This is a genomic window from Ideonella sp. A 288 (genome assembly GCF_002198735.1).
Taxonomy (GTDB): Bacteria; Pseudomonadota; Gammaproteobacteria; order Burkholderiales; family Burkholderiaceae_C; genus Pseudaquabacterium.
Genome location: NZ_MWLO01000137.1, coordinates 45,280 through 70,820 on the forward strand (window position 1 = coordinate 45,280; position 25,541 = coordinate 70,820).

Here is a 25,541-nt window from a genome sequence, read left to right on the forward strand (position 1 = left end):
TCCCATTGCGCACGGGAGTCTACGGCGGGTCGCATCCGAGAACGCGCGAGCGCCTCGAAGGGCGGTCGTGGATGGCAGAGTCCAAGTTGGGGCACCGCCGGGGTGCAGGGCGCACCACCCATTTGAGCGGGGCCCCTAGGGTTTCGGCAACCGATCTTATTGCGGCGCAGCATTCTCGCGACTAGACTGCAGCCAGCAGAGACTGGTGATCGGGCGATGGCCCGCTGGTCTCGACCGGTTGTCTCCTCCACCTCCTCCATTGGTGGATTGGGCCCGAGGCGCAAGCCTCGGGCCCTTTTTCTTGTGGGCCGGCGGCTATCATTCCGCGCCCCTGACCTGCCGCTTGCCACCCATGCCCCGCGCCCCCAGCCCCGACTACCTGAAGAAGATCCTCACCGCGCGGGTGTACGACGTGGCCATCGAGACTTCGCTCGATGCGGCGCGCAGCCTGTCTCGCCGTGTGGGCAACCATGTGCTGCTCAAGCGCGAGGACCAGCAGCCGGTGTTCAGCTTCAAGCTGCGCGGCGCCTACAACAAGATGGTGAACCTGCCCAAGGCGCAGCTGGACCTGGGCGTCATCTGCGCCTCGGCCGGCAACCACGCCCAGGGGGTGGCGCTGTCGGCCAAGCGGCTGGGCTGCCGCGCCGTGATCGTGATGCCGGTCACCACGCCCCGCTTGAAGATCGACGCCGTCGCGGCGCTGGGTGGCGAGGTGGTGCTGCACGGCGAGAGTTATTCCGACGCCTACGGGCACGCCGTCGAGCTGCAGCAGACCCAGGGCCTGACCTTCGTGCACCCGTTCGACGACCCCGATGTCATCGCCGGCCAGGGCACCATCGCGATGGAGATCCTGCGCCAGCACCAGGGGCCGATCGATGCGGTGTTCGTCGCCATCGGCGGCGGCGGCCTGATCTCCGGCGTGGCGTCGTACATCAAGGCGGTGCGGCCCGAGATCCAGGTGATCGGCGTGCAGACCCGCGATTCGGACGCGATGGTGCGCTCGGTGCGCGCCGGCAAGCGCGTGCAGCTCGGTGACGTGGGCCTGTTCTCGGACGGCACGGCCGTCAAGCTGGTGGGCGAGGAAACCTTCCGCCTGACGCGCAAGCTGGTCGACGACTACATCATCGTCGACACCGACGAGGTGTGTGCCGCCATCAAGGACGTGTTCCAGGACACCCGCAGCATCCTCGAACCCGCCGGCGCGCTGGGCGTGGCCGCGATCAAGCAGTACGTGGCGGCCCACAAGTGCAAGGGCCGCACGCTGGTGGCCATCACCTGCGGCGCCAACATGAACTTCGACCGCCTGCGCTTCGTCGCCGAGCGGGCCGAATTCGGCGAGCAGCGCGAGGCACTCTTCGCGGTGACGATCCCCGAGGAGAGGGGCTCGTTCAAGCGCTTCTGCGAACTGGTCGGCCCGCGCGCGGTCACCGAGTTCAACTACCGCATCTCGGACGAGCGCCTGGCCCACGTGTTCGTCGGCGTGGCCATCAGCAAGCGCGACGAGGCCGACAAGATCGAGCGCAACTTCGTGCGCCACGGCTTCGCCACCGTGAACCTCACGGATGACGAGATGGCCAAGGAACACGTGCGCCACATGGTCGGTGGCCGCTCGCCACTGGCGGCCGACGAACGGCTGTTCCGCTTCGTCTTCCCCGAGCGGCCGGGCGCGCTGATGCGCTTCCTGTCGTCGCTGCACCCGGGCTGGAACATCAGCCTGTTCCACTACCGCAACCAGGGCGCCGACTACGGCCGCATCCTGGTCGGCATCCAGGTGCCGCCGCAGGACCGGGCCGCCTTCGATGCCTTTCTCGAAGAGCTGGCGTATCCCTGCGTCGAGGAAACCGACAACCCGGTGTACCGGCTGTTCCTCCGTTGATGGTCGCAGCCGGCAGGGCACGCATGGGCCACCGTGGCTCGGGCGCGCCGGCCCGGTGCGACGGCCTCGCCCTTGCCGCCGTGCTCGGCGGCTGACTACACTTGAGCGATGTCGCTGAACCGGTCACTCATCTCGCCCACGTCGAACCCGGTGCTGGAGCGGGCCCTGATCGAGAAGCTTCAGCGCCGTTGCGAAGCCGCCGGCAGCCTGGGCGAGCTTGAACCCGTCTCGGTTCGGCTGGGCCTCATGCAGAACACGCTGAAGCCGCGCTTTCGCGATCCGCAACTGGTGGTGTTCGCGGCAGACCACGGTCTGGCCGTCGAGGGCATCCAGGCGCCGCAGGCCCTGCAGACCCACGAGCTGGTGCGCCAACTGCTCACGGGACGCCTGCCGGTGAGTGTGTTCGCCCGCATCCAGGGTCTGGAGACCACGGTCGTCGATTGCGGCCTGGCCAACCCGGTGGCGCCCCACGAAAGGCTGATGGCCCGCAAGATCGCGCACGGCACCCGCAACGCCCGCGTGGGCCCGGCCATGGCGCTGGAGCAGGCGCATGCGGCCATCCGCGCCGGCATGGAGATCGGCGACGGGCTGCGCGGCAACATGGTCGCCTGCGCCGGGGTGGGCGTGGGCTCGCACGAGGCGGCAGCGCTGGTGCTGTCGCGGCTGACGCAGTCGCCGCTGCGCGACCTGCTGATCAGCGGCCCGCAGATGGACCCCGACATGCTCGCCCGCATGATGGTCGTGCTGCTCAGCGCGCACGGGCGGCATCGCGACATCATCGACCCGGTGGAAACGCTGGCGGCCTTCGGCGGCTTCGAGACCGCGGTGATGGTGGGCGTGATGCTGGTGGCCGCCAGCAAGCGCCACCTGATCATGGTGGACGGCATGGCGGCCTGCGCGGCCATGATGGTGGCATCTCAGATCGCCGCGGCCGTCACCGACTACTGTGTCTTCTGCCGCAGCCAGACCCACCGCGGCCTGGACCAGGCGTTCAACCTGTTCAGCGCGTCGGCATTGCTCGAGCTCGGCATGGACAGCATCGACGGCACGGGGGCCTGCGTCTCCTGGCCGCTGGTGCGCAGCGCCGCAGCGCTGCTGGCCGAGGTGGCCGACGGTGATGACCCGGGACCGTCCCAGCCGCACTCCCTGGGCGACAGCGGCATGGGCAGCCTGTCGGGCTTCCACCCGACCGGCCACGGGCGCCAGACCACCTTGTACTGAGTGCGCCAGGCGGGCAGCAGGATCCCAGCCACCCGGGCCCTGGCGGGTGGGGACATGCACACAAGGCCCACGCGACAGCGGGCGCTGTGACTACTGAGGCTCGGCCGTGCCCAATGGCATCTGCTGCGTGGGTTGGGGCATCTGGCCCGAATGGCGCAGCTGGCCAGGCATGGTCGGAGGCCTTGACCCGGGCACGTTGTACACCGGTGCGCCAGGCACTGCCGGCGCGTGGGAGTACGGCAGCCCCGGCATGGCCGGCGCCTGCATGGGCTGCTGAGGCTGCATGCCAGGCATCGTCGGGGCGGCCGCCCCGGACAACGCGCCCGGGACGCCGCGGTTGGCCTCGGGCAAGGCGGGCAAGGTCAGGGAACTGACCACCGGGCCCCTGGCCGTGCCGATGTCGACCTGTCGATGACTGATAGACAGCACGACCAATTCGCCGTCCACGCGCCCGCCGATCGGCACGGCGCGGGCAGGCTTGTCATCGACGGCGATCAGGGCCAGCCCACTGCGCTGCCCCGAACGAGCGGCCGCCACGCCGATCAGCTTGAAGCGCGCATCGGCCACCACGGGCTGCGGGGCTGCCTCTTCGACCGGCGGGGGCGGCGGCGGCACGCCGAACAGGCGCGTCAACGGTGCCGCGGGCACCGCCGCCGGACCCACCGTCGACGCATGCCCGGGCGTCGGGGCCGGTCGGGCGGTGAATCGGCTCACCCAGAACACCACGCTGGCCGCTGCCAGGGCCCAGACCACCAACGACAACAGCCGTGCACTCATCGCGCGATTATGATTCAGCGACTCCGGACCCCAAACGTCGAAATGCACCCGCTCTCCACCGCACGCCCACGCCAGCTGCTGACGCGCGGCTTCACACTGATCGAACTCCTGGTGGTGCTGGTCATCATCGGCGTGCTGGCGGCCCTGATCGTGCCGAATCTGCTGGACCGCACCGACGACGCACGTGCCACCGCGGCCCGTGCGGATGTGAACAATCTGATGCAGTCGCTCAAGCTCTACAAGCTCGACAATCAGCGTTACCCCAGCGCCGAGCAAGGCCTCGAGGCCTTGGTGCGCAGGCCGACCGGTGGAAGCGTGCCCCCGAACTGGAGGCCCTACCTGGACAAGCTGCCCAGCGACCCCTGGGGCCGGCCGTACCAGTACGTGAACCCAGGTGTGAAGGGCGAGATCGATGTGTTCAGTTACGGTGCTGACGGGCAGGCCGGTGGCGACGGCAAGAACGCAGAAATCGGCTCCTGGCAGTAGCGTCCGCAGGGCACGACCGACCGGCTTCACGCTGGTCGAGCTGATGGTGGTGATGGTCCTCATCGGGTTGGCGGCCGGCGTGGTCAGCCTGGCGTTGCGCGACCCGGCGGCGTCCCGGCTCGACCGCGAGGCGCTGCGCCTGTCCGCCCTGCTCGAAGCCGGCCGCGCCGAAGCCAGGGCCAGCGGCCTGATGGTGCGCTTCGAGCTGGCCTCGGATGCCAACGGCAGTGGCGGGCCCTTCCGCTTCATCGGCCTGCCGCCGCGCATCGAACTGCCGCACCACTGGTTGTACGAGGGGGTGACGGCCCGCATCGTCGGGGCCCGCGCGCTGGTGCTCGGGCCCGAGCCGCTGATCGGCGCACAGCGCATCGAACTGCAGCTGGGTGACCGCCGCATCGTGCTGGCCACCGATGGGCTGGGGCCGTTCAAGCAGATCGAGGAGAACCCTGCGTGAACGACCGGGCGGATCGGCGCGGTGGTGTCCGGGCCGCCACGGCTGGGCTGCGGCGCCGGGGCTTCACGCTGGTGGAGGTGCTGGTGGCGCTGACCATCGTGGCCGTCTCGCTGGGCGCCGGCCTCAAGGCCGCTGCGGCGCTGACCGACAACGCCGGGCGCATGCGCGACGTGACGGCGGCGACCTGGTGCGCCGACAACGCCTTGGCCGACCTGCGGCTGGGCAAGCAGTTTCCGGGCACCGGGGAAGCGGAGTTCCAGTGCCAGCAACTTGGGCGTGACTACGCCGGCAAGCTCATCACCAAGGGCACGCCGAACCCGAACTTCCGCCGTGTCGACGCGGTGATCCTCGACGACGGCGGGCACGTGATCCTGACGCTGTCGACGATCGTCGGGCGCTTCTAGCATGCGGCGGGCGCACGGATTCACGCTCGTCGAGGTGCTGGTGGCCCTGCTCATCATGGCGCTGATGGCCGTGATGGGCTGGCGCGGCATCGACAGCATGGCCAATGCGCGCATCGTCAGCCTGGCGACCTCCGAACGCAGCCTGCTGCTCGGCGCCGTGATCGGGCAGTGGGAACAAGACCTGCAGGCCGTGCAGGACAGCATCGCGGTGCCGGGCCTGGCGTTCGACGGTGCCAGCCTTCGCCTGACCCGCCGCACCGAAGGTGGCCTGCAACTGGTGGTGTGGTCGGTGCGCGAAGGCGTGTGGCAGCGCTGGACCACACCGGCGATGACCAAGGCCGGCGAGTTGCAGGAGGCCTGGATGCGAAGCCAGCAGTTGCAGGGCAACGAGCCCCAGCAACTGCGCGTGCTCGATGGCGTGCAGGGCTGGCAGCTCTACTACTACCGTGAAAACGGCTGGAGCAACGCGCAATCGACCGGCACGGTGGTCACGCCGCCGGCCGGCAGCGCCTCGGCGCCGCCGCGCGAACTGCTGCCCTCCGGCGTGCGGATGGTGATGGAGCTGCCCGAGGGCACGCTCACCCGCGATGTGCTGATGCGGGGGCCGGGATGAGGACATCGCCAACCACGCGCGGGCGCAGTCCCCTCTCCCGCCCGCGGCACCGCCAGCGAGGGGCCGCGATCCTGGTGGCGATGGTCCTGCTCACTGTCGTGGCCACGATGTCGGCCGGCATGGTGTGGCAGCAGTGGCGCGGCATCCAGGTCGAGGTGGCCGAACGCAGCCGCAGCCAGTCGGCCTGGATCCTGATGGGGGCACTCGACTGGGCGCGGCTCATCCTGCGCGAGCACCGCCGCGAATTCACCAGCCTCGAAGACACCTGGGCCCAGCCGCTGGCCGAGGCGCGGCTGTCGACCTTCCTGGCGGCCGACAAGGACAACAACGCCGAGGGCGGCCCGGAGGCCTTCCTGTCCGGGCTCATCACCGATGCGCAGACGCGTTACAACCTGCGCAACCTGGTGGCCGATGGCAAGCCGGTCGAGAAGGAAGTCGAGGTGCTCAAGCGCCTGTGCGAGGTCGGCGGCCTGTCGCCCGGCCTCGCGCCCACCCTGGCCCAGTCGCTGGCCGTGGCCTGGAGCGGCACCGATCCGAAGATGGCCCTGGGGCCGGGGCGCCTGGACGACCTGGCCTGGATTCCCCTGACGGCCGACCAGATCCAGCGCTTGCGGCCGCTGGTGTGGATCAGCCCCGGCCAGGGCACCAGCAAGGTCAACCTGAACACCGCGTCGCGGGAGGTACTGGCTGCCGTGATCGAGGGCATCGACCTCGGCACCGCGGACCGCCTGGTCCAGACGCGCAAGAGCAAGCCCTTCGAGAAAGTGGACGATGCGCGGGCCCACCTGCCGCCGAACGCGGGGCTCGACGGGGTGACCGTGAAATCCGAGTACTTCGAGGTGCGTGGCCGACTTCGGCTCGAGGACCGTGTGCTCGAGGAGGTGTCGGTGGTGCACAAGCGCAATGCCGGCGAGGTGGCCGTCGAACAGCGACAACGCGTTTCCACGGTACTTTCTACCGGTGGCGGCTGAAACCCGGCACAGCCTGTTTGCCACAATGCACGCTTCGCCACCGACTCCGCCGCCGACCGACTTCCCATGAGCATGCTCGTGATCCTGCTGCCGCCGCACGCCCGCGTCGGCCACGAGGCGCCCGAGCCAGGTGCGCTGGCCCATGTGCTCAGCAACGACGGGATGGCGGTGGCCAGCAGTGGCCGGGCCGACCCGGCCCAGTTGCCGCGCGCCGACACCGTGGTGGCGGTGCTGCCGGCCGGCGACGTGGCCTGGCACCGTGTCGACGTGCCACGGGCGCCGGCTGCGCGCATGCGTCTGGCACTGAGCGGCGTGCTCGAAGAGCAGTTGCTCGACGAACCGGACGACGTGCACCTGGCGCTGGCCCCCGATGCCAAGCCGGGGCAGGCCGGGTGGGTCGGCGCCACGCAACGCCCGCCCCTGGCCGCGGCACTGTCCCGCCTGACCGCCGCAGGCATCGTCGTCGACCGCGTCGTGCCCTCGTGCGCACCGAGCGAACTGGCCCAGGGCCACTTCTTCACCGGCAACGACGCCGACCACGCGGGTGCCGACGACCTGTGGTTGGCCTGGAGCGATGTGCAGGGCGCCATCTGCCTGCGCACCTCGGGTGACCTGGCCAAGTCCTTGCTGCCCGGCTGGTCGGCACAGTCGCCGCAGTGGACGGCCACGCCCGCCGCCGCGGCCGCCGCCGAGCGATGGCTCGGCAGCCCCGTGGTGGTGCAGTCGGACGCCGAACATGCGCTGGCGGCCGCGCGGTCGGGCTGGAACCTGCGGCAGTTCGACCTGGCCCTGCAAACCCGCGGCCTGCGGGCCGTGCGGACGGCGGCCCGCCAGGTGCTGGGGCCGTCGTGGCGCCCGGTGCGCTGGGGACTGGCCGCGTTGCTGGGCGTGCAGTTGATCGGCGTCAACGCCTGGGCCTGGCAACAGCAGCGTGCCATCGACGCCAGGCGCGGCGCGGTCACTGAACTGCTGCGCACCGCCCACCCCCAGGTGCGCGCGGTGCTGGACGCGCCCGTGCAGATGCAGCGCGAAACCGACCTGCTGCGCGCCGCTGCGGGCCAGGTGGGCGACACCGATCTCGAAACGCTGCTGTCCTTGGCCGCCGCGGCCTGGCCCGAGGGCCGGCCGCCGGTGGAGCAGCTGAAGTTCGAGCCGGGCCGCCTGACGCTGCCCGCCACCGGCTGGGCCCCCGAGCAGTTGCAGCAACTGCGCACCCGCATCGCGGCGGCCGGCGGTCAGCTCGACAGCACCGAAGCCGAGCTGATCATCAGCCGCGGCGGACGCAAGGCCACACCATGACCGCCTGGCGAAAGGCACTGGCACAGCACTACCAGTCGCTGGCCGAACGCGAACGCACCGCGGTCGCCGTCGGAGCCGTGCTGCTGGCGCTGGCCCTGGTGTGGTGGGTGGGCCTGGCGCCGGCAGTGCGCACCTTGAAGGCCGCACCCGCCCAGATCGAGGCGCTCGATGTCCAGTTGCTCGAGATGCAGCGGCTGGCCACCGAGGCCAAGGCCCTGCGTGCCACGCCCGCCGTGCCACTGGCCCAGGCCCAGACGGCGCTGACCGCATCGGCCCAGCGGCTGGGCGACAAGGTGCGCCCCAACGTGCAGGGTGAGCGTGCCGTGGTCGAGCTGATGGGCATCGACGGCGAGTCGCTGTCCGGATGGCTGGGCGAGTTGCGCGCCAATGCGCGGGCGCGCGTGGTCGAGGCCCAGCTGACCCGGTCGCCACAAGGCACCTACACCGGCCGGTTGACATTGGCCCTGGGGGGGCGCCCATGACACGGCGGCGCACTGCGGCCGTGCCGGATCGGGCCTGGGCCCGCAACCAGCGGGCCGGCCGGCGCTGGGCGATCTGGGGTGCGCTGCTCGGCACGGCCATCGGCGCCGTCGCCTTCGCGCCTGCCGCCTGGCTGGCAGACAACCTGCACCGCGCCAGCGGCGAACGCCTGCTGCTGGCCGACGCCAGGGGCAGTGTCTGGTCCGGCAATGCCGTGGCCGTGCTGCAAGGCGGCCCGGGCAGCCGCGATGCCTCGGCACTGCCCGGGCGGCTGCACTGGCGCCTGTCACCCACCTGGAGCGGCCTGCGGCTCACGTTGCGCCAGGCCTGCTGCCTGTTCGCGCCGTTGCGCATCGAGCTGCGGCCCGGCTGGTCCGGCATGACCTTGCGGGTGCCGGCCCGACCCGAGGGCATCGGCCAGTGGCCGGCGCGATGGCTCGAAGGCCTGGGCACGCCCTGGAACACGCTGCAGCTCGGCGGCATGATGCAACTCTCGAGCACCGGCTTCACGGTGCAGACGGTGCAGGGCCGCACGCGCTTCGACGGCGCGTTGGACCTGAGCCTGATCGGCGCATCGTCGCGCCTGTCGTCGATCCAGCCGCTGGGCAGCTACCGCCTCAGCGTGCGCAGCGACTCGGCCGGGGCCGACAGTGCCACCCTCGGCCTGAGCACGCTCGATGGTGCCCTGCGCCTGAACGGCTCGGGCCAATGGTCCGGCGCGCGATTGCGCTTCCGTGGCGAAGCCCGCGCCGCCGAGGGCCAGGACGCGGGCCTGGCCAACCTGCTCAACATCATCGGGCGACGCCAAGGTGCGTTGTCCGTCCTCTCGATCGGATGACCCCCATGACCCCGCGACTGCCGCCCGACCGTCCGGCCCCTTCCCGCCGAACGCCTTCGCGCCTGCGTGCCCTCGTCCTGGCCTGCATGGCCACAGGCTCGGTGCTGCCGTCCACCGCGCAGGTGGCCGCCGACAAGCCTGCTGCCCGCACGTCAACGCCGTCCATGTCGTCGGCACCGGTGACGCTGAACTTCGTCAATGCCGACATCGAGGCGGTCACACGCGCGATCTCGGCGATGATCAACCGGCAGATCATGGTCGACCCGCGCGTCAAGGGCAGCATGACCGTCTACAGCGAGCGCGCGATGCCGCCTCGCGAGGCCTACCAGAACTACCTGTCCGCGCTGCGCGGCATGGGCTTCTCGGTGGTCGACAGCGCAGGCCTGCTGAAGGTGGTGCCCGAGGCCGACGCCAAGCTGCAGACCGGCGTGGTGTCGGTGGGCCCGGTCGATCAGCGCGCCGATCTGGTGATCACGCAGATCTTCCGCCTCAGCCACGAGAACCCGAACAACCTGGTCGCGGTGCTGCGGCCCCTGATCAGCCCCAACAACACGATCAACGCCAACCCAGGCAACGGCTCGCTGGTGATCACCGACTACGCGGACAACCTGGCCCGGATCGCGAAGATCATCGCGGCACTCGACCAACCGGCGTCCACCGACATCGAGGTCATCCCGCTCAAGCATGCGGTGGCGGCCGATCTGGCCACGCTGGTGCAGCGCCTGGGCGAGGGGGGCGCGGGCGGAGTGGCAGCGCTGGTGCCGGGCGGCGGCGCCGGCTCGGCCACGGTGATGGTCGACACGCGCAGCAACGCACTGATCATCCGGGCCCAGAACCCGGCCAGGCTGGCGGCCATGCGCGCGCTGATCCAGCGACTCGACCAGCCAGGCGCTGCTGGCCCGGCGGGCAGCATCCATGTGGTGGCGCTCAAGAACGCCGACGCCGCGCGGCTGGCCACCGTGCTGCGCGCGGCCTTCGCCGCCGGATCGTCCGGCGGTGGATCCGGGTTGTCCGGCTCGACGGCCACCGGCGGCGGCTCGCTGGGTGGTTCGCCCGCCGCACCCACCAGCCAGTCGAGCCCCTCGAACACCGGGGCCGGCAGTTCGGCGGCCACGACGCCGGTGGCTGCATCGGCCCAGCCATCGACCGGCGGCTTCATCCAGGCCGATGCGGCGACCAATTCGCTGATCATCTCGGCCCCGGAGCCCCTTTACCTGCAGATACGCGCCGTGATCGACCGGCTCGACGAGCGCCGCGCCCAGGTCTACATCGAGAGCATGATCGTCGAGGTGTCCGGGGACGACACGGCCGAACTGGGCTTCCAGTGGCTCGGCGCGCTGGGCAGCGAAGGCCGTGCCGTGCAGAACCTGCCGTCGACCAAGTCGCCGGGCATCATCAGCATCAACAGCGGTCTGGCGTCGAACAACCTGACGCTGGGCGAAGGCCTGAACCTCGGCCTGCTGCGCACCGTCAACGGGGTGGCGTCGTTGTCGGCGATCCTGCGCATGCTGCAGACGAAGGGCAACACCAACGTCGTGTCCACGCCCAACATGATCACGCTGGACAACGAGGAGGCCAAGATCGTCGTCGGCGAGAACGTGCCCTTCATCACCGGCCAGTTCACCAGCACCGGCACGTCGACCAACAACCCGTTCCAGACCATCGAGCGCAAGGACGTCGGCATCACGCTGCGCATCCGCCCGCAGATCGGCGAAGGCGGCGCGATCCGCATGCAGATCTACCAGGAGCAGTCCAGCGTCAAGGACACCACGGCGGCGGGTACCAGCAATGCCGGGCCCTCCACCACCAAGCGCTCGATCGAGGGCACGGTCACCGTCGACGACGGTCAGGTGCTCGCGCTGGGCGGCCTGATCGAAGACAACTACTCCACCACCACCAGCAAGGTGCCGCTGCTCGGCGACCTGCCTTGGGTGGGCGCACTGTTCCGCAACGAATCGCGCACACGCAAGCGCACCAACCTGATGGTGTTCCTGCGTCCCGTGGTGCTGCGAGACACGGCGAGCACGCAAAAGCTGTCCCTCGACCGATACGACCTGATGCGCGGCCAGCAGAAGGACGCGCAGCCCAACACGTCGGTGCTGCTGCCCATCAACGAGGCCCCGGTGCTGCCGCCGATGCGCGAGCCGGCTGCACCGTCATCCCCGCCGCCACTGTCGCCCGCTCCCCCCCCGACGCCGTCGCCCGGCAACTGACGATGGCCCGACACCCGCTGCCTTACGCCTTCGCCAAGGCGAACCACCTGCTGCTCGAGGACGACGGCCGCGAGACGGTGCTGTGGGCCGCCGAGACGGCGCCCGCTGGCGCGGTGGCCGAGGTGGTGCGGCGCCACGACGTGGCCCGCTTCGAGCGCGAGGTGGCGGCCACGCTCGACCAGCGCATTTCCGCGGCCTACGCCGGCGCCGAATCGAGCGCGGCCACCGTGGTCGGCGAGGTGGAGAGCGCGGTCGACCTGTCGCGCCTGCTGCAGGACCTGCCGGCGGTCGAAGACCTGCTGGAAGCCGCCGACGACGCGCCGATCATCCGAATGCTCAATGCGCTGCTGACGCAGGCCGCCAAGGACGGCGCCAGCGACATCCATATTGAGCCCTACGAGCGCAGTTCCAGCGTGCGCTTCCGCGTCGACGGCACGCTGCGCGAGGTGGTGCAGCCCAACCGCGCGCTGCACGCGGCGCTGATCTCGCGACTGAAGATCATGGCCGAGCTCGACATCGCCGAGAAGCGCCTGCCGCAGGACGGCCGCATCTCGCTGCGCATTGGCGGCCGCGCCATCGACGTGCGCGTGTCCACCCTGCCCTCGGCGCACGGCGAGCGCGCGGTGCTGCGCCTGCTGGACAAGGCCGAATCGAAGTTCACGCTCGAAGGCCTGGGCATGAGCGGCGACGTGCTGTCGGCCTTCGACCGCCTGGTGCACCAGCCGCACGGCATCGTGCTGGTGACCGGGCCCACCGGCTCGGGCAAGACGACCACGCTGTACGCGTCGCTGGGCCGCATCGACACCGCCGGCACCAACATCCTCACGGTCGAGGACCCGGTGGAATACGAACTGCCCGGCATCGGCCAGACGCAGGTCAACGCCAAGATCGACCTCACCTTCGCCAAGGCCCTGCGCGCCATCCTGCGGCAGGACCCGGACGTGATCATGATCGGCGAGATCCGCGACTTCGAGACCGCGCAGATCGCCATCCAGGCCTCGCTCACCGGCCACCTGGTGCTGGCCACGGTGCACACCAACGACGCGCCGTCCACGGTGACCCGGCTCATCGACATGGGCGTCGAGCCCTTCCTGCTCAGTTCCAGCCTGCTCGGCGTGCTGGCGCAGCGCCTGGTGCGCAAGCTGTGCGGCCGCTGCAAGCGCCTGGACGGCGACGAACGCTGGCACCCGGTGGGCTGCCCCGAGTGCAGCCACACCGGCTACAAGGGCCGCACCGGCGTGTACGAGCTGATGGTCGCCGACGACGCGGTGCGCGCACTGATCCACGGCCAGGCGGCCGAGAGCGCCATCCACGAGGCCGCGCGCGGCAGTGGCCTGCGCTCGATGCGCGAGGACGGCGACCGGCTGGTGACCTCCGGCGTGACCTCGCTCGAAGAGATTCTGCGCGTCACCCGAGACTGAACATCATGGTGACCCCCACGCTCATCGCTTCGCTCACTCGCTGCCCCCTGGGGGCGCCCAGCCGCCCGGGTGTCGGCCCGGACGGCGGCTGATCCATCCACATGCCGGCCTTCCACTTCGACGCGCTGGACGCCCAGGGCAAGCCGCGCAAGGGCATCCTCGAGGCTGAGAGCGCACGTGCGGCGCGCGCGCAGTTGCGCACGCAGGGGCTGGTGCCGCTCACCGTCGACGCGGTGGCGGCGGCGGTGCAGAAGGCCGGCAACTCACGCTGGGTGAGCCGCGTCTTCAACAGCACCACGCTGGCCGTCTGGACACGCCAGCTGGCCGGGCTGGTGGGTGCCGGCCTGCCGCTCGAGCGGGCGCTCACCGCGCTGGCCGACGAGGCCGAAGACCCGCGCCAGCGCGAGCTGGTCTCGCACCTGCGCGCCGAGGTCAACGCCGGCTCGCAGTTCGCCCGGGCGCTGGCGGCGGCGCCGCGCGAGTTCGACGAGGTGTACTGCGCCGTGGTCGCCGCCGGCGAGCAGAGCGGCGCACTCGGCGCCGTGCTCGAGCGTCTGGCCGACGACCTGGAAGAGCGCCAGGCGCTGAAGTCCAAGCTGATCGGCGCGGCGCTGTACCCGGCCATCGTGTCGCTGATCGCGCTGGTGATCGTGATCTTCCTGGTCACCTACGTCGTGCCCCAGGTGGCGAGCGTGTTCACCAGCAGCAAGCGGGCCCTGCCCTGGCTGACGACCGCCATGCTGGCCACCAGCGATTTCGTGCGCACGTGGGGCTGGCTGGCGCTGCTGATGGCCGCCGGCGGCGCGGTCGCGCTGTCGCTGGCCTTGCGCGGCGAGGCCTTCCGTCTGCGCTTCGACGCCGCCTTCCTGCGCCTGCCCCTGATCGGCCGGCTGGCGCGCGGCTACAACGCGGCGCGCTTCGCGGGCACGCTGTCGATGCTGGCCAACGCGGGCGTGCCGATCCTGAAGGCGCTGCAGGCCGCGGCCGAGACCCTGGCCAACCGCGCGATGCGGGCCGATGCGCTCGATGCCCTGGTGCAGGTGCGCGAAGGCGCGCCACTGGCCTCGGCCATGGCGGCCAAGAAGCGCTTCCCGGGCCTGCTGGCCATGTTCGCCCGTCTCGGAGAGCAGACCGGCCAGTTGCCGCAGATGCTCGACCGCGCCGCCCGCCAACTGGCCGGCGAGGTGCAGCGCCGCGCCATGGCCCTGGCCACGATCCTCGAGCCGCTGCTCATCGTGGCGATGGGCGGCGTGGTGATGGTCATCGTGCTGGCCGTGCTGCTGCCGATCATCCAGCTCAACACCTGGGTGAAGTGACGGCGGCCAGGCCGCAGGTCCGTCGGGCCCGTCAGGCCCGGGTGTCGAGCACCGAGCCCACCATCTCGGTGCCGGCCTGGATGACCTTCAGGTTCGCCTCGAACCGATAGATGACCCAGCGCTGCTGGATCAGCCCCTGCGCCATCGCCGCCGCGGGATCCGCCGTGGCGAGGTTCAACGCCGCGGGACGGGGAGCGCGGGCGATCTGGCTGGAGGTGGCGGTCAGCGACGCCATGGCGGCGTGCAGTCCGGCGATGGAGTGGGCGGAGTTCATGGCATCCAGACGGTGTATCGGCCACCCGCCGGCGAACTTGAGGCCCTGTTTCGTTCCGATGCTAAGCTTTCTGCCGTTTCCCGCTTTCTGGATGTGTTCATGACCTCTCGCCGTGATTTCCTCGCGCTCGCCCCGGGTCTGCTGGCCCCGCTGTCCAGCATGGCCCAGCAGGCCGGGACAGACAGCATGCTGCGCTTCAATACGACGCAAGGGCTGATCGACATCCAGCTTTACGACACCGGCGCGCCCAACACGGTGGCCAACTTCCTGGGCTACGTGCGGCGCAAGTCCTACGAAGGGTCGATCTTCCACCGCAGCGTGCCGGGCTTCATCGTCCAGGCGGGCGGTTTCGCGTACACCGACGCCAGCCGCGGAATCACCGCCGTCCCTGCGCAGGTGCCGGTGATCAACGAGTTCAGTGCCACGCGCTCCAACGTCCGCGGCACGGTGGCCATGGCCAAGCTCGGGGGCAATCCGAACAGCGCCACCAACCAGTGGTTCGTCAACCTGGCCAACAACTCCTCCAACCTCGACACCCAGAACGGCGGCTTCAGTGTCTTCGGGCGGGTGACGACCAGCGGCATGGTGGTGTTCGATGCCATCGCGCGGCTGCGCACCATCGACTACCGCGCCCGGTCGAACAACGGTGCGCTGGGGGAACTCCCGGTCGTCAACTTCACGGGCACCACGGTGCTGCCCGACAACGTGGTGCGCGTGCTCAGCGTGACCGAACTCGGCTCCCCGGCCACGCTGAGCGATTCCGACCGGGTGTTCAACTACCTCGAGGCCACCTACCCGCAGTTCGCGTCACCCGCGGACTCCGGCTCGGGCAATGCCCTGGGCTACTACTACCGGTACTACCGCGGCACCAACAGCTACGTCGGCACGCAAGGCGGCTCGGTGTTCTACCTGGTGCCCGCGCTCAGCCCCGACATCACCCGGCTGGGCAGCCTGGCCGACTGGCTGGCCATCGCCGCGGCCGAAGGGTACTGACGGCACGCGTGACAGGCCGGGCGGCCGTTCGGGCCTGACCGGCACGCACCATCAACCGCGGGAGGCTGCCGCCGTGGCGGCCAGGGCCGGAGCGGCGGCGTCGGGCGTGGCCAGCGCATCGAGGCCCATCAACACCGACAGCGTCAGGCCGGCAGCCAGGACAACGGACAGCAGGCGGGTGGTGGTCGAGCGGTTCATGTGCATCTCCTGGGTGGGCTGGATCGGATGGATGCAGTGTCGGCAACCACGCCAACCGCCGCGAGCCCGTTGCGACCAACTGCAGCGCGCGGGCGATGAAACGCCGGCACCGGCGACGGATGTCCACCCCGGCCGGAGCACCAGCCTTGTGCAGGGGCACTCGTCCAGGCGGGTTGCGCCGGGCCCGGCAGTTGCTAGGATCATTGCCAGCAACTGCCGTCGGTTCCTGCCGCTGATCGTGGCTTGGCCCGGTGGATGGTTTGCTGCAATGGGTCAGCAGGACAGCAAGGAGTTCGTGCATGGCAACTTCGTCGACCGACCTGGTCACCGTCTCGCCGCGCAGCGGCGGCATGCCGATCGCGAGCATGCGCCGCGTCTACCGATGCGACGAGGTCGAGCGCCGGCTGACCAAGCTGCCGCCCAAGGAGCACGAGAGCCTGCGCAGCACCTACGAGCGCATGCTCGAGAAGGGCCCAGAGCGTTTCCAGGTCAAGCCCTCCGGGCTGCCGGCGATGGCCCACCTGTACGACGAGCTGCCGAACTTCCACGAGGTGCTCGACGACATCCGCCGCCAGCTCGCGCTGTGCCACGACAGCCGCGACGCGCTCGAGATCACGCCGATGCTGCTGCTGGGGCCGCCGGGGGTGGGCAAGACCCACTTCGCGCGTGAAGTGGCCCAGTTGCTGGGCACCGGCATGGGTTTCGTGCCGATGAGCTCGCTCACCGCGGGCTGGGTGCTGTCAGGGGCGTCGTCGCAGTGGAAGGGCGCGCGGCCGGGCAAGGTGTTCGAGACCCTGGTCGACGGCCAGTACGCCAACCCGGTGATGGTGGTCGACGAGATCGACAAGGCCCGCGGCGAGCACGCCTACGATCCGCTGGGCGCGCTGTACAGCCTGCTCGAGCACGACACCGCCAAGCAGTTCGTCGACGAGTTTGCCGAGGTGGCGGTGGACGCCAGTCAGGTGATCTGGGTGGCCACGGCCAACGACGAGCGGGCGATTCCCGAGCCCATCCTCAACCGCGTCAACGTCTACACGGTGCAGGCGCCCGATCGCGACGCCGCCCGCACCATCGCGCGGCGGCTGTACGACAGCCTGCGCGCGCAGCACGACTGGGGCGAGCGCTTCGAGCCCGAGCCCAGCGAAGCGGTGCAGGAACGCATGGCCGAGCTCGCCCCGCGCGAAATGCGCCGGGCCTGGATGACCGCCTTCGGCAATGCGCGCCTCGACGGCCGCGGCCGCATCGAGCCGCAGGATCTGCCGTCGGCGGGGGCGGGCAAGCGCGCACCGCCCGGGTTCGTGCACTGATCGGCCAGGGAGAGGGAGTACCTCGCCCGGCAGGGTCAGCCGGCGTCGATTAGAACGTCTCCCAATCGGCGTCGGCGCTCGGCTTGTTCTGGGCGGACGCCGGTTTGACCGGCCTCGGTGCGGCCGCTGCCGGCGATGCTGCGGCGGGCCGAGCGGCCGACGGCGCGGACACCGCCCGGGACGGCGCGCTGGCGCCGAACGACGACGCGCCGGACCCGAGCCGGAAGAAGCCCACCACCTCGGCCAGCGCATTGCCCTGGTGACGCAGGCTCTCGGCCGCTGCGGCGCTCTCTTCCACCAGCGCCGCGTTCTGCTGCGTCACCTGGTCGAGTTGCGACACCGCGGTGCTGACCTGGTCGATGCCGCTGGTCTGTTCGGCGGTCGCGCTGGAGATCTCGCCGATCAGGTCGGTGACGCGATTGACCTGCGCCACGATGTCGGTCATGGCCTGACCGGCCGCGCCGACCAGGCGGGTGCCGGCCTCCACCTTGTCGACGCTGGCGCCGATCAGGGCCTTGATCTCGCGCGCCGCCTCGGCGCTTCGTTGGGCCAGCGAACGCACTTCGCCGGCCACCACCGCGAAGCCGCGGCCCTGCTCGCCGGCGCGGGCTGCTTCCACCGCAGCATTCAGCGCCAGGATGTTGGTCTGGAAGGCGATGCCGTCGATCACGCCGATGATGTCGGCGATCTTCTTCGACGACGCGCTGATGTCCTGCATCGTCGACACCACCTGGCCGACCACCTCGCCGCCCTTGGCCGCAGCGCCCGACGCCGACGCCGCCAGCTGGTTGGCCTGCTGCGCGGTGTCGGCGTTGTGGCGCACGGTGCTGCTCAGCTCCTCCATCGACGAGGCGGTCTGCTGCAGGTTGCTGGCCTGCTGCTCGGTGCGCTGGCTGAGGTCGGTGTTGCCGGCCGCGATCTGCGTCGCGCCGGTGGCGATCGAGTCGCTGCTGGCGCGCACCCGGCCCACGATGCCGGACAGGCCGGACTGCATACGGGCCATCGCCGCGACGATGCTGGATTCGTCGCCGGGCGCCACATGGATCGCATGGCCGAGATCGCCCTCGGCGACCGCGTTGGCCAGCCGCACCACCTCGGACGGCTCGCCGCCGAGCTGCCGTGTCACCGACCGTGACACCGCCCAGGCGAGCCCGGCACCGGCCACCAGGCCGATGGCCAGCAGCGCGGAGGACAGCCACAACATCGCCTGGTAGCGGGCCTGGCCCTCGACGTAGAGCTTCTCGGCCTCGTTGACCTGCAGGGCCACCAGTTCGCCCATGGTCTTGTCGGCCTGGCCAGACAAACCCGGCGCCAGCTCCAGCACGATGCGGCGCGCGGAGGCGGCATCGCCCGCGCGAAGCGCCGCCAGGGCAGGCTTGATGGCCTCCGACACGAAGCGGCCCCGGGCCGCGGCGTAGGTCGTGGCCAGCACCTTCTCCGCGTCGGTCAGGTAAGTCGCCGAATAGGCCGCCCACACCTTGGTGATGGCGGCCGCGTTGGCCTCGACCTCGGTCAGTCGCGCCGGCACCGCTGGTGCCGCCGGGTCGGCCACGGCCGCCGTCAGGTGCTGCAGGTTGCGGAGCATGCGGTCGCGTGCCTCGCCCAGCTGACCGAGGGCCACGGTGCGGTCCTCGTACATCGACTTCAGTGCAACGTCGGTCTGGTGCATGCCATACAACGCCACGCCACCGACGGACGCCAGCAGCACCAGCATCACAGCCGCCAGCATCGCGAGCCGCGCCCCAACCTTCATGCTCTGCATCGTCTCGCTCCAAACAAGGATTGACCCGGCAGGCACATTCGATCCCGCCAACCGGGGAATCGGCTTCGGCACGCCCACCTTGAGCGCCACAGCGCCCCGCCACATGATCTTGGTCAACGCCCGACCACCCCGGGGCCGCACCCTATGATCGACGGCATGCCCATGGCCCCCCCCGACCGGCTGGTGATCGCGCTGTCGTCGCGTGCCCTGTTCGACTTCGAAGAAGAGAACCGGGTCTTCGAAGGCGGCGACGACCACGCCTACATGCGGCTGCAGCTGGCCCGGCTGGATCAGCCGGCGCAGCCAGGCGTGGCGTTCTCGCTGGCGCGCAAGCTGGTGGCCTTCAACCGCGGTTGCCCCGGGCGGGTGGAGGTGGTGATCCTGTCGCGCAACGACCCGGTGTCGGGCCTGCGCGTGTTCCGCTCCTGCCAGCACTACGGTCTGGGCGTCGAGCGGGGGGTGTTCACCCGCGGCGAGGCGCCGTGGCGCTACCTGCGGCCGCTGGCCGCGCAGTTGTTCCTGTCGGCCAACGAGGCCGATGTGCGCTCGGCGTTGGAGGCCGGCGTGCCCGCCGCGCGCGTGCTGCCGCATGGCGCGCGCGCGTCGGATGGCCACCCCAACGAAGTGCGCATCGCCTTCGACGGCGACGCGGTGCTGTTTTCCGACGAGGCCGAACGGGTCTACCAGCGCGACGGGCTCGATGCCTTCCAGCGCCATGAAACGAGCCAGGCCACCACGCCGCTGGCCGCCGGGCCGTTCAAGCCGCTGCTGCAGGCCTTGCAGCGGCTGCGCCAGATGGCCGACCCGGCCGACCCCGCCGGCATGCGCGTGCGCACCGCGCTGGTCACCGCCCGCAGCGCCCCGGCGCACGAACGCGCCATCCGCACGCTGATGGATTGGCGCATCGAGGTCGACGAGGCGATGTTCCTCGGCGGCCTGCCGAAGGGCGAGTTCCTGCGCGAGTTCGAGCCGGACTTCTTCTTCGACGACCAGACCCGCCATGTGGAGGGCGCGGCGCCGCACGTGCCCGCCGGCCACGTGGCCGCGGGCGTGTCCAACGAGCGGTGAGCGCCGTCGCTCAGGTGCTCAGCGCGCGGCCCAGCCGCTCCTGCACCTTGGCGGTCTTGGACTTCAGCCGCCCGGCCGGGCCGGCGCGGTAGTCCACCTTCATGTGCACGCCGACGCGCGCGTAGTCGGCGGCGAGCAGTTCGAAGCACTGCGTCACCACGCCCATCACCTCGGCCCATTCGCCTTCGAGGATGGTGCCCATCGGCGTCAGCTGGTAGGGCACGCCGCTGCGGTCGATGAGGTCGAGCACCCGCGCCACATGGGCACTGACGCTCTCGCCCTGGCCAGCCGGGGCGATCGAGAATTCGAGCAGGACCATTCAGGTCTCCTTCATGTCAAGGTTCGGTCGATCCGCAGGTTGCCAAGGGCGGCAGCACGCGGGCAAATTGCTCAGCGAGCAGATGGCGGCAACGCGCGCCGAGGTCGGCGGGGGCGCGCTCCTGCCGGTGTGCCGAGCACCACGCCTGCGCCACCGTGGTCAACGCGTCGGCACGATAGCAGCGGCCGGACGGCAGCGCGGCTTCGAAGGCGTTGGCCTCGTCGGTGAGTTGCACCGGGTCGGCGTCGACCAGCAGCACTGCATGCGCCAGCGCCACCGGCACGCCGTCGATGCGCCGCCACGACTGCGCTGTGCCGACCAGCTTGCGGCCATCCACCGCCAGGTTGTAGCGGCCGTCGCAGAACGAACCCTCCACCGGCTGCGCCGACGCCGCGATGCCCAGCCGCGACAGCGCGGCGGCCAGGCCGTCGCACAGGTCGCGGTAGACGCCATCGGTGTCGACCGGCGCCGCAGCAGGCGCCACCGGACCGCGCCACACCAGGCTGAGGTTCAACACACCCGGTCCCTGCGGCACGAGGCCGCCGCCGGACGCGCGCACGTGCACCGGCCGGCCCGCGGCGGCCCAGCGTTCGCGGGCCGCCACCCAGCCGGGCTGGCGCTCGTAGCTGCGCGGCACCACCAGCCCCGCCGCGCCTTGCCACAACTGCGCCAGCGCCCGGCCGTGAAGGGCCACCTCGCGCATCCAGTCGGCCTCGGCGGCGATGCCGTCGGCCAGCGGCCGCTCGTGCACCGCCACGAAGCCGAAGGTCGGCAGGCCCATGTCAGGGGTCTGCCGATGATCGTGCGCCACCCATCACGTCAGCTTCCGACATGGGTCTTCAGCAGCGCATTCACCTCGTTGGCCCGCTCCATCATCGTCATGTGGCCGGTGGCGTCGAACACCTGCACCGTGGCACCGGCCGGGGCGTTGCCGGCATGCGCGGCCGGGATGATGCGGTCCTCGCGACCCCACACCACCAGCACCGGCTTGCCGGTGGATTCGAGCTCGCGCGCCGGCAGTTCGGCCTGTCGGCCACCGCCGAACAGCGCAGCGCCCAGTTGGGCCAGCACGGCGTCCACGCCGTCGAGGCGCTTGTACTTCAGCACGTCGTCGACCATCTGCCGACTCACCAGAGTCGGGTCGGCGAACAGTTGCTCCAGCACGGGCTTGAGATCGCGCCTCGACTGCGCCGCGGCAAAGCCCTCGGTGTAGCCGCTGTTGATCTCGTCGCCCAGGCCGGCGCTGTTGACCAGCGCCACGCTGGCGACGCGCTGCGGCGCGGACAGCGCCATCTGCGCGGCGATGGCGCCGCCCATCGAATGGCCCACCGCATGCACCCGCTCGACGTCCAGCGCATCCATGAAACGCAGCACGAACGCGGCCAGCCCGGCGATGGAGGCCTCGGGCACCCGCGCGTCGCTCTGCCCGTGGCCGGGCAGGTCGAGCGCGATCACCGGTGAATGCTCGGCCGCGGCGTCCAGGTTGAACAGCCAGTTGTCGAGGTCGCCGCCGAAGCCGTGGATGAAGAGCACCGGCACCGCGCCGGGCGCGAAGTCGCCGCGCCTGGCATGGCGGATGCGCAGCCCGTCGACCTCCACGTGGGCATAGGCCGGCTCGGCGTCCTCGTCGTCGCTGGCGGCGGCCGGCACCACATAGGCAGCGATGTACGCGTCCAGATCGACCTCGGGCACCTCGGGCCGCGCCATCACGCCCAGCAGCGCCTTGACCGGCAGTGTCTCGCCGGGCTGGGCCACCTTGCGCCGCAGCAGGCCGGCGTCGGGCGCCTCCACGGCATTGGCGATCTTGTCGGTCTCGACGTCGAGGATGGGCGTGCCCACCGCGATGTCGGTGCCCTCCTCGACCAGCCAGTCCATGACCGTGCCCTCCTTCATCGACAGCCCCCACTTGGGCATGACGATGGGGGTGATGGCGGCAGCGTCGCTCATCAGTTGCGGCCTCCGGCCATCGTGCGCTTGACGGCCGCCACGATCTGCCCGGCGCTGGGGATGTAGGCATCTTCCAGCACCGGCGAGAACGGCACCGGTGCGTGCGGCGCCGAGACCATCTCGATCGGCCCCTTCAGCGCGCTGAAGGCCTGCTGCGCCACCTGGGCCGAGATGTCGCAGGCGATGTTGCAGCGCGGATTGGCCTCGTCCACGCAGACCAGACGGCCGGTCTTGGTGACGCTCTCGAGCACCGTGTCCATGTCCAGCGGGCTGAGGGTGCGCAGGTCGATCACCTCGCACTCGACACCCTCCTTGGCCAGCGTGGCCGCGGCCTCCAGCGAGCGGTGCACCATCATCCCGTAGGTGACGATGGACACGGTCTTGCCCTCGCGCACCACGTTGGCCTCGCCGAATGGGATGGTGTACAGGCCTTCGGGCACCTCGCCTTCCAGGCCGTACAGGTTCTTGTGCTCGAGGAAGATCACCGGGTCGTTGTCGCGGATGCTCTGGATGAGCAGGCCCTTGGTGTCGTACGGCGTGCTCGGACACACCACCTTCAGGCCCGGGATGTGGGCGAACAGCGGCGTGAGCATCTGGCTGTGCTGGGCCGCCGCGCGGAAGCCCGCGCCGCACATCGCGCGGATGACCACCGGCGTCTCGGCCTTGCCGCCGAACATGTACTTGAACTTGGCGGCCTGGTTGAAGATCTGGTCGAAACACACGCCCATGAAGTCGACGAACATCAGTTCGGCCACCGGGCGCATGCCGCAGGCCGCAGCACCGATGGCCGCGCCGATGTAGGCGCTCTCGGACAGCGGCGTGTCGAGCAGGCGGTCGCCATGCTTGGCGTACAGGCCTTTGGTGACGCCGAGCACCCCGCCCCAGGCGTCGAGCTCGCCGTTGCCGCCGGCGCCGCCGACGATGTCCTCGCCCATCATGATCACCGAGGGGTCGCGCGCCATTTCCTGGTCGATCGCCTCGTTGATCGCCTGCTTCATGCTGATCTTGCGTGCCATGTCGTGTCTCCTCTTCGCTCTCAATACTTGACGTAGACGTCGGTGGTCAGGTCGGCCAGCGTCGGCTGCGGCGCGGCCTTGGCCTCGGCCACGGCGCGCTCGATCAGCCCCAGCACCTCGTGGTCGATCGCCGTCAGTTCGGCAGCGCCGATCACGCCAGCGCCGGTGACGGCGGCGGCGAACTTCTTCAGGCAGTCCTTGTTGGCACGGTTGTCCTCGATCTCGCCGGCACCGCGGTAGGTCTGCGCATCGCCCTCGAAGTGGCCGTGGAAGCGCACCATCTTGCATTCGAGCAGCGAGGGGCCACCGCCTTCGCGAGCCCGCTTGATGATCTCGCCAGCGGCCTCGTACACCGCGAAGAAGTCGGTGCCGTCCACCGTGACGCCGGGCAGTCCGAAGCCGGCGGCGCGGTCGACGTAGCTGTCCACCGCCGTGCCGTACTCGCGCGAGGTGCTCTCGGCGTAGCCGTTGTTCTCGACGACGAAGATCGCCGGCAGGTTCCACACCGCGGCCAGGTTCAGGCTCTCGAGGAAGGTGCCCTGGTTGCTGGCACCGTCGCCGACGAAGCTGATCGCCACGTCGCTGGGCCCGCCCTTCTTGGCGCGGTACTTGGCGGCCAGCGCGGCGCCGCAGACCAGCGGCGCGCCGGCACCGAGGATGCCGTTGGCGCCCATCATGCCCTTGCTCAGGTCGGCGATGTGCATCGAGCCGCCCTTGCCCTCGCAACTGCCGCCCTTGCGCCCGTAGATCTCCTTCATCATGGCCATCGGGTCGACGCCCTTGGCGATGCAGTGGCCGTGGCCGCGGTGGGTGCTGGCGATGCGGTCGCTGGCGCCCAGGTGCATCATGATCCCGGTGCCCGCCGCCTCTTCGCCGGCGTACAGGTGCACGAAGCCGGGGATGTCGCCGCGGCTGAAGTCGATGTGCAGCCGATCCTCGAATTCGCGGATCGTTCGCATCGTGCGATAGGCCTGGAGCAGCTGCTCCTTGTTCAACGGGAACGGGTTGCCTGCCATGTCTTGTCTCCTCGAGGGGGGTCAACGGACGGAAGTGCGGAGCAACCCCTCGCATGCCGCCAGGTGCATGCAACGGGCCACGTCCACGGTGGAAAAAGCGTTCTCGCGCAGGGTGGCGGTGACGCGCTGGCCGGGTTCGAAGCCCAGCTCGCGTTCGCCATCCAGCGCCACGGTACCGGCCTCGTGCGCCACCACCAGCGGCTCGTTGGCCACCATGCGCTGCCAGCTGGCGATGGGCACCGGCCGCACCATGCCCGGCGCGATCGGCGCGTTCAGCGCCAGCAGGGCGTGGGCGGCGTCGGCCGCCATCTCGATGGCCAGGCCGCCGCTCTGTTGGCGGCCCACGGGCTCGAGCAGCCCGCCGATGGCCGACAGGCCGATGCACTGCGGATCGGCGAACGCGAGGTAGGCCGCCAGCAGCGATTCGGGCTTCCAGATGGCGCGCGCGCCGACGTAGCGGTCGCTGCTGATCACCGCGTCGACGATGGCGATGTCGCTCTGGACGCGGCCGTTCGATTCGATGGTCACCTCCACCAGCTTGTGCATCGCCAGCGCCTGCTCGGCCGGCAGGCGCCCGCTGGCGTACAGCCCGGCCGCCATGCCGGTGATGGTGGGCTCGCGCATCTCGGGGAAGGCGTTGTTGGTGCCGGTGGACAGGCCGGCGATCGGGATGCGGGCGCCGCAGCGCAGCAGTTCGCGCACCACCGCGCGGTGGGTGCCGTCGCCGCCCAGCACCACGATGGCGGCCACGCCGGCCTCGACCATCAGGCGCGTGGCCGCGAAGGTGTCGTCCACGGTGGACGTGGTGTCCATGTCGAGGAACTGCAGCGCGGGGTACAGGCTGGTGTGGTTCGCCTGCTCCTTCTCGCGCTTGAGCGTGCGCTCGAGCCCGTAACGGATGCCGCCACGGTCGGGCATCATCAGGGCGTGGGTCACGCCGCAGGCCGCCGCCGCGCCCAACACCCGCAGCACGATGTTCACGCGGTCGCTGATCTGCAGGTTGCCGGCATTGGCCACCACGCGGCGGATGTCGCGGGCCGAGACCGGGTTGGCGATCACGCCGATGGGGGCGGGCCCGCTGGGCGACCGATGGGTCAATGCGCTCTCCTGGGGGCTGAAGCAGCCCAGTGAATCGCAATCGACATGCCACGCAGCACGCTGCACCGCAGCAGGTGCGCAGGTCCGCGCCAGGCCACGCGGATTCGCCGTGGGCACCCCGTGTGCTGGCGCACCGCAGCAATGTCACGCCGTGACAGGTGTCACAGGTCCGCC

Annotated in this window: 26 protein-coding genes; 16 read left to right on the plus strand and 10 right to left on the minus strand. The window is 70.5% G+C overall.

Going from position 1 to position 25,541, the window contains the following annotated elements:
• Positions 1 to 352: 352 nt before the first annotated feature.
• Together ilvA and EOINJALH_RS19785 are read left to right on the plus strand one after the other, a co-directional pair.
• A complete protein-coding gene (gene ilvA, locus EOINJALH_RS19780) occupies positions 353 to 1,876 on the plus strand; it encodes a threonine ammonia-lyase, biosynthetic (protein WP_088283234.1) in 1,524 nt (507 codons plus the stop codon).
• Between the two features lie 108 nt (positions 1,877 to 1,984).
• The gene (locus tag EOINJALH_RS19785) at positions 1,985 to 3,097 is read left to right on the plus strand and encodes a nicotinate-nucleotide--dimethylbenzimidazole phosphoribosyltransferase (RefSeq protein WP_088283236.1); all 1,113 of its coding nucleotides are present in this window, start codon (positions 1,985 to 1,987) and stop codon (positions 3,095 to 3,097) included.
• 90 nt (positions 3,098 to 3,187) lie between these two features.
• On the opposite strand, the gene EOINJALH_RS19790 is transcribed toward EOINJALH_RS19785, so the two are convergent.
• Positions 3,188 to 3,922 carry a type II secretion system protein N gene (locus tag EOINJALH_RS19790; RefSeq protein WP_199873429.1) on the minus strand — a complete coding sequence of 245 codons (735 nt, stop codon included), beginning with the start codon at positions 3,920 to 3,922 and terminating at the stop codon, positions 3,188 to 3,190.
• Here EOINJALH_RS19790 and gspG point away from each other — a divergent pair.
• The 11 genes from gspG to gspF all read left to right on the plus strand — a co-directional run bounded on the left by gspG (position 3,917) and on the right by gspF (position 14,369).
• Positions 3,917 to 4,360: a type II secretion system major pseudopilin GspG gene (gspG, locus tag EOINJALH_RS19795; protein WP_199873430.1), complete on the plus strand. Its 444-nt coding sequence runs from the start codon at positions 3,917 to 3,919 to the stop codon at positions 4,358 to 4,360. The two genes, EOINJALH_RS19790 and gspG, sit on opposite strands and share 6 nt — an antisense overlap.
• The gene (locus EOINJALH_RS19800; protein WP_088283240.1) at positions 4,287 to 4,814 is read left to right on the plus strand and encodes a Tfp pilus assembly protein FimT/FimU; all 528 of its coding nucleotides are present in this window, start codon (positions 4,287 to 4,289) and stop codon (positions 4,812 to 4,814) included. Before gspG ends, EOINJALH_RS19800 begins: the two co-directional genes overlap by 74 nt.
• The gene (gene gspI / locus EOINJALH_RS19805) at positions 4,811 to 5,218 is read left to right on the plus strand and encodes a type II secretion system minor pseudopilin GspI (RefSeq protein WP_234413947.1); all 408 of its coding nucleotides are present in this window, start codon (positions 4,811 to 4,813) and stop codon (positions 5,216 to 5,218) included. The genes EOINJALH_RS19800 and gspI overlap by 4 nt, the downstream gene beginning before the upstream one ends.
• Before the next feature lies 1 nt (position 5,219).
• Positions 5,220 to 5,831, plus strand: a complete 612-nt coding sequence (locus EOINJALH_RS19810; protein WP_088283242.1) for a type II secretion system protein GspJ — start codon at positions 5,220 to 5,222, stop codon at positions 5,829 to 5,831.
• Entirely contained in the window at positions 5,828 to 6,802 is a 975-nt protein-coding gene (gspK, locus tag EOINJALH_RS19815) for a type II secretion system minor pseudopilin GspK (RefSeq protein WP_088283244.1), read from the plus strand. The genes EOINJALH_RS19810 and gspK overlap by 4 nt, the downstream gene beginning before the upstream one ends.
• Positions 6,803 to 6,868: 66 nt before the next feature.
• Positions 6,869 to 8,101, plus strand: a complete 1,233-nt coding sequence (gene gspL, locus EOINJALH_RS19820; protein WP_088283247.1) for a type II secretion system protein GspL — start codon at positions 6,869 to 6,871, stop codon at positions 8,099 to 8,101.
• Positions 8,098 to 8,583 carry a type II secretion system protein GspM gene (gene gspM / locus EOINJALH_RS19825; protein ID WP_088283249.1) on the plus strand — a complete coding sequence of 162 codons (486 nt, stop codon included), beginning with the start codon at positions 8,098 to 8,100 and terminating at the stop codon, positions 8,581 to 8,583. The genes gspL and gspM overlap by 4 nt, the downstream gene beginning before the upstream one ends.
• Entirely contained in the window at positions 8,580 to 9,419 is an 840-nt protein-coding gene (gene gspN, locus EOINJALH_RS19830; protein ID WP_088283250.1) for a type II secretion system protein N, read from the plus strand. The genes gspM and gspN overlap by 4 nt, the downstream gene beginning before the upstream one ends.
• An 86-nt stretch (positions 9,420 to 9,505) precedes the next feature.
• Positions 9,506 to 11,632, plus strand: a complete 2,127-nt coding sequence (gene gspD / locus EOINJALH_RS19835) for a type II secretion system secretin GspD (protein WP_088283252.1) — start codon at positions 9,506 to 9,508, stop codon at positions 11,630 to 11,632.
• A 2-nt stretch (positions 11,633 to 11,634) separates the two neighbouring features.
• On the plus strand, positions 11,635 to 13,053 hold the full coding sequence (gene gspE, locus EOINJALH_RS19840) for a type II secretion system ATPase GspE (RefSeq protein WP_088283254.1): 1,419 nt from the start codon (positions 11,635 to 11,637) through the stop codon (positions 13,051 to 13,053).
• Positions 13,054 to 13,154: 101 nt separating this feature from the next.
• On the plus strand, positions 13,155 to 14,369 hold the full coding sequence (gene gspF, locus EOINJALH_RS19845) for a type II secretion system inner membrane protein GspF (RefSeq protein WP_088283256.1): 1,215 nt from the start codon (positions 13,155 to 13,157) through the stop codon (positions 14,367 to 14,369).
• A gap of 31 nt (positions 14,370 to 14,400) precedes the next feature.
• Here the strand turns inward: gspF and EOINJALH_RS19850 are convergent, their stop codons facing one another.
• A complete protein-coding gene (locus EOINJALH_RS19850; protein WP_088283258.1) occupies positions 14,401 to 14,643 on the minus strand; it encodes a hypothetical protein in 243 nt (80 codons plus the stop codon).
• 99 nt (positions 14,644 to 14,742) lie between these two features.
• Here EOINJALH_RS19850 and EOINJALH_RS32245 point away from each other — a divergent pair, with 99 nt between their 5' ends.
• A complete protein-coding gene (locus tag EOINJALH_RS32245) occupies positions 14,743 to 15,636 on the plus strand; it encodes a peptidylprolyl isomerase (protein WP_199873431.1) in 894 nt (297 codons plus the stop codon).
• Positions 15,637 to 15,687: 51 nt separating this feature from the next.
• Here the strand turns inward: EOINJALH_RS32245 and EOINJALH_RS31895 are convergent, their stop codons facing one another.
• The gene (locus EOINJALH_RS31895; protein WP_158219826.1) at positions 15,688 to 15,834 is read right to left on the minus strand and encodes a hypothetical protein; all 147 of its coding nucleotides are present in this window, start codon (positions 15,832 to 15,834) and stop codon (positions 15,688 to 15,690) included.
• Between the two features lie 299 nt (positions 15,835 to 16,133).
• On the opposite strand from EOINJALH_RS31895, the gene EOINJALH_RS19860 reads away from it, so the two are divergent.
• Positions 16,134 to 17,141, plus strand: coding sequence for an AAA family ATPase (locus EOINJALH_RS19860; protein WP_088283260.1), 1,008 nt, complete (start codon positions 16,134 to 16,136; stop codon positions 17,139 to 17,141).
• A gap of 49 nt (positions 17,142 to 17,190) precedes the next feature.
• Here EOINJALH_RS19860 and EOINJALH_RS33345 read toward each other — a convergent pair whose 3' ends face one another.
• Complete coding sequence (locus tag EOINJALH_RS33345; RefSeq protein WP_310732322.1) at positions 17,191 to 19,161, minus strand: methyl-accepting chemotaxis protein; 1,971 nt, start codon at positions 19,159 to 19,161, stop codon at positions 17,191 to 17,193.
• Here EOINJALH_RS33345 and EOINJALH_RS19870 point away from each other — a divergent pair.
• Complete coding sequence (locus EOINJALH_RS19870) at positions 19,060 to 19,971, plus strand: 5'-nucleotidase (protein WP_088283673.1); 912 nt, start codon at positions 19,060 to 19,062, stop codon at positions 19,969 to 19,971. The two genes, EOINJALH_RS33345 and EOINJALH_RS19870, sit on opposite strands and share 102 nt — an antisense overlap.
• A 10-nt stretch (positions 19,972 to 19,981) precedes the next feature.
• On the opposite strand, the gene EOINJALH_RS19875 is transcribed toward EOINJALH_RS19870, so the two are convergent.
• The 6 genes from EOINJALH_RS19875 to EOINJALH_RS19900 are packed head-to-tail and all read right to left on the minus strand — an operon-like array spanning position 19,982 to position 25,367.
• Positions 19,982 to 20,290 carry an MTH1187 family thiamine-binding protein gene (locus EOINJALH_RS19875; protein WP_088283264.1) on the minus strand — a complete coding sequence of 103 codons (309 nt, stop codon included), beginning with the start codon at positions 20,288 to 20,290 and terminating at the stop codon, positions 19,982 to 19,984.
• 16 nt (positions 20,291 to 20,306) lie between these two features.
• Positions 20,307 to 21,071, minus strand: a complete 765-nt coding sequence (locus EOINJALH_RS19880; protein ID WP_088283266.1) for a lipoyl protein ligase domain-containing protein — start codon at positions 21,069 to 21,071, stop codon at positions 20,307 to 20,309.
• A 38-nt stretch (positions 21,072 to 21,109) separates the two neighbouring features.
• Positions 21,110 to 22,237 (minus strand): acetoin dehydrogenase dihydrolipoyllysine-residue acetyltransferase subunit, encoded by a 1,128-nt coding sequence (locus EOINJALH_RS19885; RefSeq protein WP_088283268.1) that lies wholly within the window; start codon positions 22,235 to 22,237, stop codon positions 21,110 to 21,112.
• On the minus strand, positions 22,237 to 23,253 hold the full coding sequence (locus EOINJALH_RS19890; RefSeq protein WP_088283270.1) for an alpha-ketoacid dehydrogenase subunit beta: 1,017 nt from the start codon (positions 23,251 to 23,253) through the stop codon (positions 22,237 to 22,239). Before EOINJALH_RS19890 ends, EOINJALH_RS19885 begins: the two co-directional genes overlap by 1 nt.
• A 20-nt stretch (positions 23,254 to 23,273) precedes the next feature.
• Positions 23,274 to 24,269 (minus strand): thiamine pyrophosphate-dependent dehydrogenase E1 component subunit alpha, encoded by a 996-nt coding sequence (locus tag EOINJALH_RS19895; RefSeq protein ID WP_088283272.1) that lies wholly within the window; start codon positions 24,267 to 24,269, stop codon positions 23,274 to 23,276.
• A gap of 21 nt (positions 24,270 to 24,290) precedes the next feature.
• Positions 24,291 to 25,367: an ATP-NAD kinase family protein gene (locus EOINJALH_RS19900; RefSeq protein ID WP_088283274.1), complete on the minus strand. Its 1,077-nt coding sequence runs from the start codon at positions 25,365 to 25,367 to the stop codon at positions 24,291 to 24,293.
• Between the last annotated feature and the right edge of the window lie 174 nt (positions 25,368 to 25,541).

What these genes read in the sequence shown, in the direction of transcription:
- gspG (WP_199873430.1), top strand. Translation starts at nt 3,917, where the DNA reads ATGCACCCGCTCTCCACCGCACGCCCACGCCAGCTGCTGACGCGCGGC.
- EOINJALH_RS31895 (WP_158219826.1), bottom strand. Translation starts at nt 15,834, where the DNA reads ATGAACCGCTCGACCACCACCCGCCTGCTGTCCGTTGTCCTGGCTGCC.
- EOINJALH_RS19850 (WP_088283258.1), bottom strand. Translation starts at nt 14,643, where the DNA reads ATGAACTCCGCCCACTCCATCGCCGGACTGCACGCCGCCATGGCGTCG.
- gspD (WP_088283252.1), top strand. Translation starts at nt 9,506, where the DNA reads ATGGCCACAGGCTCGGTGCTGCCGTCCACCGCGCAGGTGGCCGCCGAC.
- gspL (WP_088283247.1), top strand. Translation starts at nt 6,869, where the DNA reads ATGAGCATGCTCGTGATCCTGCTGCCGCCGCACGCCCGCGTCGGCCAC.
- EOINJALH_RS19860 (WP_088283260.1), top strand. Translation starts at nt 16,134, where the DNA reads ATGGCAACTTCGTCGACCGACCTGGTCACCGTCTCGCCGCGCAGCGGC.
- EOINJALH_RS19800 (WP_088283240.1), top strand. Translation starts at nt 4,287, where the DNA reads ATGTGTTCAGTTACGGTGCTGACGGGCAGGCCGGTGGCGACGGCAAGA.
- EOINJALH_RS19895 (WP_088283272.1), bottom strand. Translation starts at nt 24,269, where the DNA reads ATGGCAGGCAACCCGTTCCCGTTGAACAAGGAGCAGCTGCTCCAGGCC.
- EOINJALH_RS19890 (WP_088283270.1), bottom strand. Translation starts at nt 23,253, where the DNA reads ATGGCACGCAAGATCAGCATGAAGCAGGCGATCAACGAGGCGATCGAC.
- EOINJALH_RS19785 (WP_088283236.1), top strand. Translation starts at nt 1,985, where the DNA reads ATGTCGCTGAACCGGTCACTCATCTCGCCCACGTCGAACCCGGTGCTG.
- gspM (WP_088283249.1), top strand. Translation starts at nt 8,098, where the DNA reads ATGACCGCCTGGCGAAAGGCACTGGCACAGCACTACCAGTCGCTGGCC.
- EOINJALH_RS19810 (WP_088283242.1), top strand. Translation starts at nt 5,220, where the DNA reads ATGCGGCGGGCGCACGGATTCACGCTCGTCGAGGTGCTGGTGGCCCTG.
- gspN (WP_088283250.1), top strand. Translation starts at nt 8,580, where the DNA reads ATGACACGGCGGCGCACTGCGGCCGTGCCGGATCGGGCCTGGGCCCGC.
- gspE (WP_088283254.1), top strand. Translation starts at nt 11,635, where the DNA reads ATGGCCCGACACCCGCTGCCTTACGCCTTCGCCAAGGCGAACCACCTG.
- EOINJALH_RS32245 (WP_199873431.1), top strand. Translation starts at nt 14,743, where the DNA reads ATGACCTCTCGCCGTGATTTCCTCGCGCTCGCCCCGGGTCTGCTGGCC.
- EOINJALH_RS19875 (WP_088283264.1), bottom strand. Translation starts at nt 20,290, where the DNA reads ATGGTCCTGCTCGAATTCTCGATCGCCCCGGCTGGCCAGGGCGAGAGC.
- ilvA (WP_088283234.1), top strand. Translation starts at nt 353, where the DNA reads ATGCCCCGCGCCCCCAGCCCCGACTACCTGAAGAAGATCCTCACCGCG.
- gspF (WP_088283256.1), top strand. Translation starts at nt 13,155, where the DNA reads ATGCCGGCCTTCCACTTCGACGCGCTGGACGCCCAGGGCAAGCCGCGC.
- EOINJALH_RS19870 (WP_088283673.1), top strand. Translation starts at nt 19,060, where the DNA reads ATGCCCATGGCCCCCCCCGACCGGCTGGTGATCGCGCTGTCGTCGCGT.
- EOINJALH_RS19880 (WP_088283266.1), bottom strand. Translation starts at nt 21,071, where the DNA reads ATGGGCCTGCCGACCTTCGGCTTCGTGGCGGTGCACGAGCGGCCGCTG.
- EOINJALH_RS19885 (WP_088283268.1), bottom strand. Translation starts at nt 22,237, where the DNA reads ATGAGCGACGCTGCCGCCATCACCCCCATCGTCATGCCCAAGTGGGGG.
- gspK (WP_088283244.1), top strand. Translation starts at nt 5,828, where the DNA reads ATGAGGACATCGCCAACCACGCGCGGGCGCAGTCCCCTCTCCCGCCCG.